The following is a 12,253-nucleotide window of genomic DNA, read 5'->3' as shown; positions in this document are numbered from 1 at the left end:
ACCGCGTCTGTCAGTACGGCGATCCGGCGACGTCCAGCCGGATTTGCCACACGGCGCCGGCGCCCGTCAGGAACAGGGTCTTGCCGTCGGCGCCGCCGAACGCGGCATTCGTCACGTTGGCATCCGTGCGGATCGTCGCCAGCTGTTTCCCCTGCGGCGAGAACACGCGCACCCGCCTGGCCGGGTGCTCGGTCACGTAGATATTGCCGTGGCAATCGACGGCCATGCCGTCCGGGATGTCGAGCCCTTTGACGATGTCTTTCCCCTGCCCCGGCGCGCCGTTCACGATCGGGTGGGCGCGCAGGAAGCCGTCGCCCGCGTTCACGTACAGCACGTCGCCGGCCGGCGACAGCGCGACGCCGTTCGGATTCGGCCGGCTGCCGTCCACGAGCGTGATCTTGCCGTCCGTGCCCACGCGATAGACGCCCGTGACGGGCTGCCCGCCGGGCGCCGCCGCCTTCTGGAAATCCGGGTCCGTGAAATAGATCGTGCCATCTTTCGCGATGGCGATGTCGTTCGGCGAGTCGAACACCTGGCCGTTATATTCCCCGGCCAGTGTCGTGCGCTTGCCGTCCGCGATGGCATAGCGGGACAGCGCCTTGTACTTGTGCGTGGCCGCGACGAGGTCGCCGTGGGCATCGACGGCGAGGCCGTTGCTGCCGCTGTCCTCCACCACCGTCGTCACCGTGCCGTCCGCCGCCAGCTTGCGGATGCGCGACGGGAAGCCTGGTCCGAGGCTGAAATCGGAAAAATACAGCGCGTCCTTGATCCACACGGGGCCTTCGTACAGGCTGGCCTCGGTGCGCGACGGCTTGACGCTCGCGACGCGCTCCGCGCGCAGTTCGCCGGACGGTGCCGTGCCGCAGGCGGACGCGGCGTGGCTACTTGCCGCATACGACAGGGCCAGCAGGAGGCCAGGGAGGGCGAGGACGGTGCGCGCTTGCATGGAAAGCCTTTCGTTCGATGGTCGGAGAAATTGATTGTAGCGCGTCAATCGCCTTCCGTGTCCAACGCAATCTTGCGATCCTCCTTGTAGCGGCACAGGTCGATCCGCGGCGAGGCGTCCGCCCGGCACCAGCCCAGGCCCTGGCGCCGCCCTTCGCCATCGATGCCGCCGACGAACACGAGCTTGTCGGCCACCGGCCACTGGTACGCGCCGTAGTGCCATGTGCCGCGCAGGGGCGCGGCGTGGGCAGGCACGAACACGCCGTCGCCGTGCGCCTCGCCCTTCACGAACGTGGCTTCCAGCCGCCCTTCCTTCGTCACGAGGACCCCGGGACCGGATGGTACGGCATCCTCGACGCCGCCTTCGTACGAGACCATCTTGCCGCCGGCCGGGAAACTGATGCGCCCGGTGCCACGGGCCATGCCCGCCGCAAACGCTCCCTCGTACGCGACGCCCCGCTCGCTCGCCAGCTTGCCGTGTCCCGACGGCTGGCCCTGCACGAAGTCGCCTTCGTAATAACTGCCATCCGGACGCAGCCACTTGCCCTTCCCGTCCGGTTTGCCGCTGGTCACAGGGCCTTCGTAGACGGCGCCGCTCGCGTAGCGCAATCCCTTGCCGTCCGGCGTCGCACTGGACGCCATGTCGGCGACGAGTTCCAGGTTTTCCATCAACAACGCGTCGAGCGGATTCTTGCCCGCCGCATCGAACGCGACGGCGCTGCGGATGCTCTTGACCGCTTCCGGCAACTGCTTGTTGCGCAGGTAGAGGTGCGCCAGCGCGCGCAGACTGCCGGGCGTCGGTTCGTAGATGACGAGGGTGTCCAGGCCGGCGATACCTTCCTGTACCGGTCCGATGTCGGGTGCAAGCTTGTACACATGGCCCAGGGTAAAGTAGGCCAGCGGATTGGACGGGTCCGCCGTGATGGCGCGCCGGGCCAGGTCGCGCGCCTCTTTCAGCGGCGCTTCCCAGCCGGGCACGCAGGTATCGTGCATCGCGGCCGCCGCCATGTCCAGGCCTTCGGCGCGCGCGGCGAGCAGGTTTGCATCGTTCGGGTAGCGTTTCAGCAACGCATCCAGGCGCGCCATGCCGTCGTCGACGACGCGGCGATTGACGGCAAGGATGGTCGCCTTCGGATCGTCCGGGTGGAGCTTGAGATTCGTCTCGACCAGTTCCCGCATCATGTCGGCGTCGCGCTTCGCGAAGCGGGGCACCACGTCGGCCAGGACGGCGTAGGTCGCGGGACGGTCGAGCTTCGTGACCTTCACCTGGACTTGCGGCAGGTCGAGCCCATCCTTGCCGGTCGAGAATCCGCGGGCCATCATGCGGCGCTCCACGTAGCGCCGCATGTCGACATCGAGTTCCTCGTACGACTTCTTGAAAGCGATGCGTACGGCCTGGTCTTCGGACAGCCCCATGTTATGCAGGCGCAGGTAGTGCGCGAGTTGCCTGCGCAATTCGGGACTCGAATTGAAGTAGTGGATCGCGTACTTCGCGCAGGCATAAAAGCGGGCCATGTCGATCTTGCCGGCCCGCGTACTGTCGTCGTAAGAGAGTTTGTTCGTGTTGAACAGCCATTTGGTATCGAGATTGATCCGGCCCGTCCGGTCGGCCAGCCAGTCCTCGCGATGGCTGCCTTCCACCGGATGGCCGAACCATGCCATGCCGTCCTGGATGACCAGCGACGACCAGTACTCCGACATCCCTTCGTCGTACCAGCGCGGATACGCCGTCGTTTCGGGCGAATAGTGCAGGAGGAAATGGTGGTATTCATGCAGGATGATCGCGCGCGACACGTCGCTTGCCGCCGCCGACGTGACGTAATCCTCGATCCTTGCGACGGCCGCGTAACCAAGGCGCGACAACTGGAACACCCCGGCCATGTTCCGGGGCAGCCCCAGCGTCGCGAAGCTGCTCCGGCCCATCGCGACGATCGTCAGCGGCGGCCCGTCCAGCGATTGCGCACCGCGTACGCGGTTCGAGATGTATCGCAAGTTTTCCAGGTCGACGATCATGTGGCGCGCAACGTCTTCCGGCTGGTCGGTGACGACCCGGAAATTCGGGCTGTCGATTTCGATCCAGTTCTGGTCGACGAGATCGTTGATGTTGCCGGCTTGCGCCAGCGGCATCGCCAGGAACAGGATGGACAGGGCGCGGCCGAGGAGAGTGGTTTTCATGAGCGGGAACAGGAATTAAATGCTTGCAATACAGCATTCCATTCTAGAACGTATGTATGCGCTCAAACATCACCAATTATCTCAGCCATATTATTCCAAATTTGTATGATCGATATCTGAAAATCAAATTGGATTTATTTCTTATGCCCCCGCATACTCCGAACCGTCTCCTCTATCTTCCTCCAAGAAAATAGATTCAAGCCCGCCGCAAGCGGGCTTTTTTTTGGCATCCGTCCGGCCCGCCCCACCCGGCTCCCGCCTCGCCACAATCCGCTCGCATCGCGACCTGCGCCGATCTAGTCTGACGTCGTTAATTTCATCGACCAACCGACGACGATCCGCCATGAACACTCGCCATCTTCCGCGCCATCACTTCCTCGACTGGGTACGCATCATCGCCTTCTTCCTGCTGATCCTGTATCACGTGGGCATGTATTACGTGACGTGGGGCTGGCACGTGAAGAGCCCGCACGCCGGCACCACGCTCGAGCCTTTCATGATGCTGTCGTCGCCGTGGCGGCTGGCGCTGCTGTTCCTCGTGTCCGGCGTCGCGTCCAGCGTCATGCTGGCGAAGCTGCGGCCCCTCGCCTTCCTGCGCAAGCGCAGCTGGCGCCTGTTGATCCCCCTGCTGTTCGGCATGCTCGTCATCGTGCCGCCGCAGTCGTATCTCGAAGTCGTCGAGAAGCTCGGCTATGCGGGCAGCTACGCCGACTTCATGCGGCTGTACGTGCGCGGCTATCACGGCTTCTGCCAGGACGGCTGCCTGATCCTGCCGACCTGGAACCACCTGTGGTTCGTCGCCTACCTGTGGGCCTATACGGCCGTCCTCGGGCTCGTCGTGCTGGCCCTGGGTCCGCGCTTCGACCGTCTCGCCGCCCTGCTCGGCCGCGTGCTCGAGGGCTGGAAGATCATCGTGCTGCCGGCGGCCGTGCTGGCGCTGGTGCGCGTCCTGATGCTGAATCGTTTTCCCGTCACCCACGCGCTCGTGGACGACTGGACCAACCATGCGACGTATCTGCCGGTCTTCCTGCTTGGCGCCCTGATGGCGCGCGTTCCCGACTTCTGGTCCCGTGTCGCGGCGCTGCGCTGGACGTGTCTCGCGCTGGCCCTCGCCGGCTGGGCCCTCCTCATGCTGTGGATCGCGCTGGACAACGCCGGCGGCATCGACGGCACGCGCTGGGAACTGCTCGCGAAGCCGGTGCGCGCCAATTACGCGCTGCTGGCGTGGAGCGCGATCCTGGCGGCCTGCGGCTTTGCCCGGCGCCACCTGGACCGCGACGGCCCCGCCCGGCGTTACCTGACCGAGGCCGTGTTCCCCGTCTACATCCTGCACCAGACGCTGATCGTCGTCCTGGCCCATGCGTCGAAACCGCTGCACCTTGCGCCGGGCTTGGAAGCCGTGCTGCTCGTCGTGCTCGTGACGGTGCTCAGCTTCGCCGGCTTCGAGATCGTGCGCCGGGTGCCGTTGCTGCGTCCGCTGTTCGGGCTCGGGCCGCGCATCCGGACCGCGGCCCAGGCTGCACAGGACATCGTCGCGCCGCACCCGGTGGCCGGGCGCAGCGCGTAAGGTCCGGGAACTGCGCCGGGTCAGTGCGCGGCGGCCCGCTGGTCCTTGCTGCCCTGCTGCTGGCTCGGCGGCATTTGCTGCGTCTGGCCCGTGCTGCCCGATGCGTGCGGCTGGGCGGCACCGTTGCCCGGCCGGATGAATGGATCGCTGAACTGGCGCACGGTTTCCTGCTGGGCGCGCAGGCCACGCTCCGTCTGCTCGGTGGCGTCGCGCGCCACCTCGTCCGCCAGGGCGCGCGCGGTACGGGTGGTGTTCTGCACGTGCTGCTCCGTCACGCGGGCCAGCTCGACCTGGGAGTCGGCCGCCAGGCGCGCGATGTGCTGCTGGTAGGCGCGCAACTTTTCCGTCGTGGGCTGCGTCCGCGCCGTGGCGGCGCTCAGCAGCTCGGACTGGCGGTCGGCGCTCAGCACGTGCTTGCTGGCCAGGGTCGTTTCTTCCAGCATCGTCTGCATGAGCTGGATGTTCAGGTCGCACATTTGCTGGAATGAGCTGAACAGCGATTTCGACATGTCATTCAGGAACGCGGTCTGGGCGTCGATGTGGGTGCGCACCGCCGGGGCGATCGTTTGTGGAAATGGATACATGGTTGTGCCTCGCAAAGTTTTGGGTTGAACGAGCCGCAGCAGGCGCCGCGGCGCGAAGCTCACAGACTAAGGGCGCGAGGCTGATTACCTTTGATCTGGGCTAATCGTGCCGGGCTTGTCGGCCTGAAGTAGCGAATGTCGGTCCGATCTTTGCATCGGTCCAAGTTCCTGTACTCATGAGACAGACTAGCGCGCAATCGCACCCATCCTGGCGCCCCCGTTCGGCGTCAGGTTTTTCTGGTCGAGCAACCGCGTCATCACGTCCGCCGGCACCGGCTGGCTGTAGTAATAGCCCTGCGCGGCCAGGCAGCCGTGCGCCGTCAGGAAGGAGACGTGCTCGGGGCTGTCGACGCCTTCCGCGATCAGGTTCAGGTGCAGGCTGTGGGCCATCGCGATGATCGCCGTGACGATCGCGGCGTCGTGCGCCTGCTCGTTGATCCCGATGACGAACGAGCGGTCGATCTTGAGCGCGTGGATGGGGAAGTTCTGCAGGTAAGCGAGGCTGGAATAGCCGGTGCCGAAGTCGTCGATGGACAGTTGCACGCCCATGGCGCTCAGGCGGCGCATCACGTCGAGGTTGTCGTCGCTGGGCTGCATCGTCAGGCTTTCCGTCAGCTCGAGTTCGAGCGCGTCGGCGGGGACGCCCGTGTCGCGCAGCACCTGGGCCACGAACTCCGTCAGGTTGGCCTGGGTGAACTGGCGCGCCGAGAGGTTGACGGCGATCCGCATGTCCGGATAGCCGCCGTCGCGCCAGCGCCTCAGTTGTGCGCAGGCCTGGCGCAGCACCCATTCGCCGATCGGCACGATGATGCCGGTTTCTTCGGCGATGGCGATGAATTCCGCGCAGGAGCGGGCCGCCTTGCCGGGCGGCGTCCAGCGCAGCAGCGCTTCGGCCGAGAAGATCCGGCCGCTCTCCATGTCGACCTGCGGCTGGTAGTACACGGAAAACTCGTCGTGGGCGAGCGCCTGGCGCAGCTGGCTGGTCGCCGCCATGCGCCGCTTCGCCGCTTCGTGCAGGGCCGGCGTGAAGAACTGGTACGTGTTGCGGCCCTTCTGCTTGGCCTGGTACATGGCGGCATTGGCCGCGCGCAGCAGCGCGGACGCGTCGCTGCCGTCGGACGGAAACAGGCCCAGCCCGATGCTGGCGCTGACGTGCAGTTCGTGGTCTTCGACGTGGAATGGGCGGCTCAGGGTCTCGAGGATCTTGCCCGCCACGAGCGCGGCATCGTTGCTGCACCGCAGGGCCGCGAGGCAGATGCCGAACGCATTCCCGCCCAGGCAGCCGAGGCTGTCGCCCTCGCGCGTGCATTGCTGCAGGCGGGAGGCGACGGCCTGCAGCAGGCGGTCGCCGATCCGCTCGCCGAGGGAATCGTTGATGGTCTTGAAGTGGTCCAGGTCGATGTGCAGCTGCGCGACCATCTCGTCCTGATGGCGCCGCGCCTGGGCGATCGCCTGGTTGACCCGGTCTTCCAGCAGCAGGCGGTTGGGCAGCCCCGTCAGGGCATCGTGGTGCGCCATGTAGTCGATGCGCCGCTCCGCCTGGTTGTAGTCGGCGATCTTCTGTTCCAACCTGGCGTTGGTCCGGACCAGCTCCGCGGTGCGCTCGGCCACGCGCTGTTCGAGGAGATCATTGGCGGCCAGCAGCTCGGCTTCGGCGCGCCGCAGCTGCGCGTTCTGTTCGGCCAGGCGCTTCTGCGCGCTGCGCAGTGCCAGGTGGGTCGTGACGCGCGCCCACACTTCATCGATCTGGAATGGTTTGGTGACGTAGTCGACGCCGCCCGCCGCGAAGCCGGCGACCTTGTCGTGGGTCTCGGACAGCGCCGTCATGAAGATCACGGGGATGTCGCGCGTACGCGGGGACGCCTTGAGGCGCCGGCACGTCTCGAAACCGTCCATGCCGGGCATCATCACGTCGAGCAGGATCAGGTCCGGCTGCACGAATTCCGCGCGGGCCAGGCCCTCCTCGCCTTCTTGCGCGACCGCCACCCGGACCTGGCGCCCCTCGAGATACTCGACGAGGATGCCCACGTTGGCCGGCGTATCGTCGACAATCAGGACAGTCGGGGTGCCCACATCCTGGGGCGCGACAGAAGTCGTCATATCGGTTCCGTCAACTGGTCCATCGATTCGCGGGGACTTGCACTGTAATGACGATTCTATCCGATTCTAACATTAGAGCAACCCTCATTTTGCGCCAGCGTGGTGCGCCGGCAGCGCCGTCCCGCAATCCTTGCAGAACCGGGCGGTGGCGTCGTGGCCGCCGCTGCCGCACGCTGGACAATGCAGGGCCGCGCGCAACGGCCCCGTCCGCCGGTCGCCGCGGCGCAGCGTCATCTCGGCCGTCACGATTCCGGTCGGCACGGCGAGGATGCCCCACCCCATCAGCATCATGAACGAGGCGATCGCCTTGCCCAGGTTGGTGTGCGGCGTGATGTCGCCATACCCGACGGTCGTCATGGTGACGGTCGCCCAGTACATCGCGACGGGGATGCTCGTGTAGCCGTTCTTCGGTCCCTCGACGACGTACATGACGGTGCCGAGGATCAGGATCGCCATCAGCACGACGGACAGGAACACGAGGATCTTGCGCCGGCTGGCGGCGAGCGCTTCGCCCAGGCGCGTGTATTCCTCGATGTACAGGGTTAGCTTGAAGATGCGGAACACGCGCAGCAGGCGCAGGATGCGGATGTCGAGGAGCAGCTCCGTGCCCGGCATCAGCAACGAAAAATACGACGGCAGGACGGCCAGCAGGTCGATCACGCCGTAGAAGCCGCCGGCATAGCGCCACGGCCGCTGCACGCACACGAGGCGCGCCACGTATTCCACCGTGAACAGCGCGGTGAAGCCCCATTCGAACGCGTTCAGCAGGTCGGCGTGATCGCGATGCAGCCGCGGCACGCTGTCCAGCACGACGACGAGGATGCTGAGGAGGATGGCGCACACGAGGGCGATGTCGAAGCGCCGCCCGGCCGGGGTGTCGGCCTCGAAGATGACGTCGTACATGTGCCGCCGCCACCCGGGCGGCGGCTTGCCGTAGGCGACCGGCGCCTGCGGCACATACGGCGGTGCTTCATCATCCTGCCTCATGGCGCGGTGGGCGGTCCCTTCAGCTCGATCATGTTGCCCTCAGGGTCCGACAGGTAGATGGACGGGCCCTCTCCCTCGGCGCCGAAGCGCGACGCGGCCGGCCCCGCCTCGATGCCGTGCGCGGCCAGGTGGGCGCGGATCGCGTCTTCGTCGAATGGCTCGACACGGAAGCAGAAGTGATCGACGTTGCGCCCCTCCTTGCCGGGCGCCGCGCCGCCCGCCGCGCCCAGCTTGCCGGAGATCGGGATCAGGTCGACCATCGAACTGCCGGCGCGCAGCTGCACGAGGCCGATCTCGTCCTGGCGCCGCACTTCGCGGCAGCCCAGCACGTCGCCATAGAAGGCCAGCATGCGCGCGAGATCCACCACGCGCAGCACGATGTGATCGATTTCGCGGATCGCGATCGGACTTTTTACGGCATCAGTCGGCATGGCGCTCCACCCACGTCGCAAAACACTCCATGAACTGCTGCAGGAAGGTTTTCAGGCCCTCGTCCGTCAGCGTGTCGCCGTCGAACTTGCTCCCGACGCCGCCGAGGTACGCTTCCGGCGACTGCATGCACGGCATATTGAGGAAGACGAGGCACTGGCGCACGGCGTGGTTGGCGCCGAAGCCGCCCAGCGCGCCCGGCGAGTTGGACACGACCGCGCACGGCTTGCCCGTCCACGCGGCCTGGCCGTACGGGCGCGAGCCGACGTCGATGGCGTTCTTCAGGACCGCGGGCAGCGACCGGTTGTATTCCGGCGTGCAGAACAGGACGCCGTCGGCGTCGCGGATGCGGCCGCGGAACTCGGTCCAGGTGGCGGGCGGCGTGTCGGTCTCGTCATCCTGGTTGTACAGCGGCAGCCCGGAAATGTCGACGATCTCCAGCTCAAGCGTGGGCGGTGCGGCCAGCATCAGGCTCTTGGCCAGCTTGCGCGTAAACGATTCCTGGCGCAGGCTGCCGACGAGCACTGCGATCTTCCTTGTTGCCATGACGGTCCTTTCGGTCTTGATGGGTCGGATGATGCCCAGAGTGTAACGACTTTCGGCGGACCGTGCGGATCAGATACGCCGGCGCCGGTATTCATCCAGGAACGAGCGCACCTCGCGCGCCGTCAGCACGCGCACCGGATCGCCATGCCACGCATACAGGAACGGCGGCCCGCCCGCGCGGTCGGTCAGCTTGGCACGGATGAGGAACCGGGTGCCCGCCGGATAGCGCCCGGGGTCCGACAGCGTCCTTGCGCACTGCACGCGCATCGACGTCGCGTAGGCCTGCCCCGCCATCGGCTTGATGCGCAGCCGGCCAGTGCGCGGGTCCGGCACGGATTCGACCGCCACGTCGCGGTAGGCCCAGGGATCGCGTGCCATGCGTTATGCCGCCACGGCCGCGGGTGCCGGCTTCGCCTCGCGGATCGGCAGGTTGACGAGGGCGGCGGCCAGCGCCAGCGCGATGTCCGCGTACCACATCCACGAGTAGTCGCCGAAGTGCACGAATGCGAGGCCGCCCAGCCAGGCGCCGAAGAAGCCGCCGATCTGGTGCGACAGCAGCGTCAGGCCGAACAGGGTGGCGAGGTAGCGCATGCCGAACAGCTTGCCGACGAGGCCCGCCGTGGGCGGCACCGTCGCGAGCCATGTGAAGCCGAGGGCGGCGGCGAACAGGTAGAACGTCCACGCGGATTTCGGCGCCAGCAGGTAAGCCGCGATGATCACGGCGCGGCTGCCGTACGTGAACGCGAGCAGCCATTTCATGCGGTAGCGCTGGGCCAGCGCGCCCGCCGCCAGCGAGCCCGCGATGTTGAAGAGGCCGATGAGGCCAAGCGCCGTCGCCGAGACGCCCGCCGGCAGGCCGCACAGCGCGACCTCGCCCGGCAGATGGGTGACGAGGAAGGCGATGTGGAAGCCGCACGTGAAAAAGCCGGCGTGCAGGCAGAGATAACTGCGGTCGCGCATGGCATCGCGCACCTGCCGGCCGAGAGTGAGATCGCCATGGCCGACGACGGATTGCGCCGGCGGCTTGCCGCGCAGCGGCCACGCGAGCGGGATGGTGAGGAGGCTCGTCGCGGCCAGCGCCAGCATCGCCGTGATCCACCCGGTGGTCGCGATGAGGAACTGGACGAGCGGCGCGAACACGAACTGGCCGAACGAGCCGCCCGCGTTGATGAAACCGGACGCGAACGCGCGCCGCTCGGCCGGCAGGCGCTGCGCGGTGGCGCCGATGAGGATCGAGAAGCTGCCCGCGCCCGCCCCGCTCGCGGACAGGATGCCGAGGGTGACGAGCAGGCCCCATTGCGTGGACACGAACGGCGTGGCGGCAAGGCCGCCGGCCAGCAGCACCGCGCCCAGCACGATGACGGGCATGGAGCCGTATTTGTCGGCGACGGCGCCGAAGACGGGTTGCGACGCGCCCCACATGAACTGGCCGACGGCCATGGCAAAGCTGATCGACGCGATGCCGAGGCCCGTCGCCGTGTTCAGCGGCGACAGGAACAGGCCCGTCGTGAGACGCGCGGCCATCGTGATCATCAGGATGGCGCTGGCGGCCAGGATCAGCGTCCAGGCCGCACGTGGCGTGGTGGTGGTCATGTCGTCCCCGTTGTTATCGTCAGACCAACGATGTTACAACGGAAACAAAAAACGCGTTGGGTGGGCACCCGTGCCCACCCGACGTCACGTGGTGGCGCGGATCAGCAGCACGGTAGCCTGCGCCGCCATGCCTTCTTCGCGGCCGAGGAAACCGAGTTTTTCATTGGTCTTGGCCTTGATGTTCACCTGCTGCGGCGACGCGCCGATGTCCTCGGCGATGCGCGACACCATCTGCGGGATGTGCGGCGCCATCTTCGGCTGCTGCGCGATGATGGTCGCGTCCACGTTGCCGATGGTGTAGCCGGTGCCCAGCACGCGGTTGGCCGCTTCGCGCAGCAGCACGCGCGAGTCGGCGCCGGCGAACATCGGGTCGGTGTCCGGGAAATGCTTGCCGATGTCGCCGAGGCCGGCGGCGCCCAGCATGGCGTCGATGATGGCATGCAGCAGCACGTCGGCGTCCGAGTGGCCGAGCAGGCCCAGCCGGTGCGGGATGGTGACGCCGCCGACAATCAGTTTGCGCCCTTCGACGAGGGCGTGGCAGTCATAGCCGGTACCGATGCGGAACGGCGGGGTCGGGTTGTACGATGCGAGAGCCATGATGTTCTTTACACGCTATACGAATTCAGGTTGGGACACTGCCAGGTACATCTCGGCGATCCGGATATCGTCCGGCAATGTCACTTTGAGATTGCGGGGATGCCCTTCCACCAACTTGGGGCTCAAACCGAGGGCTTCAACCGCACTAGCATCATCGGTAATCGAATCCGGATCTTTAGCCGCCGCCAGCGCTTCGCGCAGCAATTCGTAGCGGAACATCTGCGGGGTCTGCGCGAGCCACAAGCCGTTGCGGGGCACGGTGCCGGCCGCTTCGCCGTCGATGCAGCGCTTGACCGTGTCGACGACCGGCAGCGCCAGCAGGCCGCCGGCCGGGTGGTCGCCCGTGCCCGTAATCAGTTTTTCGATCAGTTCGGCAGTCAGGCCGGGACGCGCGGCGTCGTGCACGAGCACCCAGTCGGCGGGCGACAGGGTGTTGGCGAGCACGGCCAGGCCGTTGCGTACGGATTCCATGCGGCTGGCGCCGCCGCAGCGCAGGACCGTCACGCCGTGGTTGGGCGCGACGGCGTCGATACAGGGGTCGTCCGGGCTCACGACGACGAACGTGTGTGCGATGAGCTCGCTGGACAGGAATGCGTCGAGCGTGTGCCTGAGCATGGGCTTGCCGCCGATTTTCAGGTACTGCTTGGGGCTCGTGGCCCCCATCCGGGCGCCGACGCCGGCGGCGGGAATGAGGGCGAAGTAACGTGGTGCTTGAGTCATGTTGTTCAAT

General features: G+C 66.7%; 12 protein-coding genes. 1 reads left to right on the top strand and 11 read right to left on the bottom strand.

Annotated elements, in window-relative coordinates; genetic code table 11:
* Positions 1-10: 10 nt before the first annotated feature.
* Both ACEN9G_RS22375 and ACEN9G_RS22370 read right to left on the bottom strand, forming a co-directional pair.
* Positions 11-946, bottom strand: a complete 936-nt coding sequence (locus ACEN9G_RS22375) for an SMP-30/gluconolactonase/LRE family protein (protein WP_413337338.1) — start codon at positions 944-946, stop codon at positions 11-13.
* 44 nt (positions 947-990) lie between these two features.
* Positions 991-3,120, bottom strand: a complete 2,130-nt coding sequence (locus tag ACEN9G_RS22370) for a hypothetical protein (RefSeq protein ID WP_413337339.1) — start codon at positions 3,118-3,120, stop codon at positions 991-993.
* 343 nt (positions 3,121-3,463) lie between these two features.
* Here ACEN9G_RS22370 and ACEN9G_RS22365 point away from each other — a divergent pair, with 343 nt between their 5' ends.
* Positions 3,464-4,687, top strand: a complete 1,224-nt coding sequence (locus ACEN9G_RS22365; protein WP_413337340.1) for an acyltransferase family protein — start codon at positions 3,464-3,466, stop codon at positions 4,685-4,687.
* Positions 4,688-4,707: 20 nt separating this feature from the next.
* Here ACEN9G_RS22365 and ACEN9G_RS22360 read toward each other — a convergent pair whose 3' ends face one another.
* The 9 genes from ACEN9G_RS22360 to ispD form a co-directional block, all read right to left on the bottom strand.
* Positions 4,708-5,271 (bottom strand): phasin family protein, encoded by a 564-nt coding sequence (locus tag ACEN9G_RS22360; RefSeq protein WP_413337341.1) that lies wholly within the window; start codon positions 5,269-5,271, stop codon positions 4,708-4,710.
* 186 nt (positions 5,272-5,457) lie between these two features.
* A complete protein-coding gene (locus ACEN9G_RS22355) occupies positions 5,458-7,371 on the bottom strand; it encodes a two-component system response regulator (protein WP_413337342.1) in 1,914 nt (637 codons plus the stop codon).
* Between the two features lie 84 nt (positions 7,372-7,455).
* Entirely contained in the window at positions 7,456-8,358 is a 903-nt protein-coding gene (locus ACEN9G_RS22350; protein WP_413337343.1) for an ion transporter, read from the bottom strand.
* Positions 8,355-8,789: a VOC family protein gene (locus ACEN9G_RS22345; protein ID WP_413337344.1), complete on the bottom strand. Its 435-nt coding sequence runs from the start codon at positions 8,787-8,789 to the stop codon at positions 8,355-8,357. The genes ACEN9G_RS22350 and ACEN9G_RS22345 overlap by 4 nt, the downstream gene beginning before the upstream one ends.
* Complete coding sequence (locus ACEN9G_RS22340; RefSeq protein WP_413337345.1) at positions 8,779-9,333, bottom strand: NADPH-dependent FMN reductase; 555 nt, start codon at positions 9,331-9,333, stop codon at positions 8,779-8,781. The genes ACEN9G_RS22345 and ACEN9G_RS22340 overlap by 11 nt, the downstream gene beginning before the upstream one ends.
* A gap of 69 nt (positions 9,334-9,402) precedes the next feature.
* A complete protein-coding gene (locus ACEN9G_RS22335; protein ID WP_413337346.1) occupies positions 9,403-9,711 on the bottom strand; it encodes a hypothetical protein in 309 nt (102 codons plus the stop codon).
* Between the two features lie 3 nt (positions 9,712-9,714).
* Positions 9,715-10,926 carry an MFS transporter gene (locus ACEN9G_RS22330; RefSeq protein WP_413337347.1) on the bottom strand — a complete coding sequence of 404 codons (1,212 nt, stop codon included), beginning with the start codon at positions 10,924-10,926 and terminating at the stop codon, positions 9,715-9,717.
* Between the two features lie 84 nt (positions 10,927-11,010).
* The gene (gene ispF / locus ACEN9G_RS22325; RefSeq protein WP_413337348.1) at positions 11,011-11,523 is read right to left on the bottom strand and encodes a 2-C-methyl-D-erythritol 2,4-cyclodiphosphate synthase; all 513 of its coding nucleotides are present in this window, start codon (positions 11,521-11,523) and stop codon (positions 11,011-11,013) included.
* A gap of 15 nt (positions 11,524-11,538) precedes the next feature.
* The gene (gene ispD, locus ACEN9G_RS22320; protein ID WP_413337349.1) at positions 11,539-12,243 is read right to left on the bottom strand and encodes a 2-C-methyl-D-erythritol 4-phosphate cytidylyltransferase; all 705 of its coding nucleotides are present in this window, start codon (positions 12,241-12,243) and stop codon (positions 11,539-11,541) included.
* Positions 12,244-12,253: the final 10 nt, after the last annotated feature.

The sequence above is a fragment of the Massilia sp. Masssp94 genome (assembly GCF_059491305.1).
Note: the sequence above shows the minus strand (reverse complement) of the source record. Positions and strands in the feature narration are given on the sequence as shown.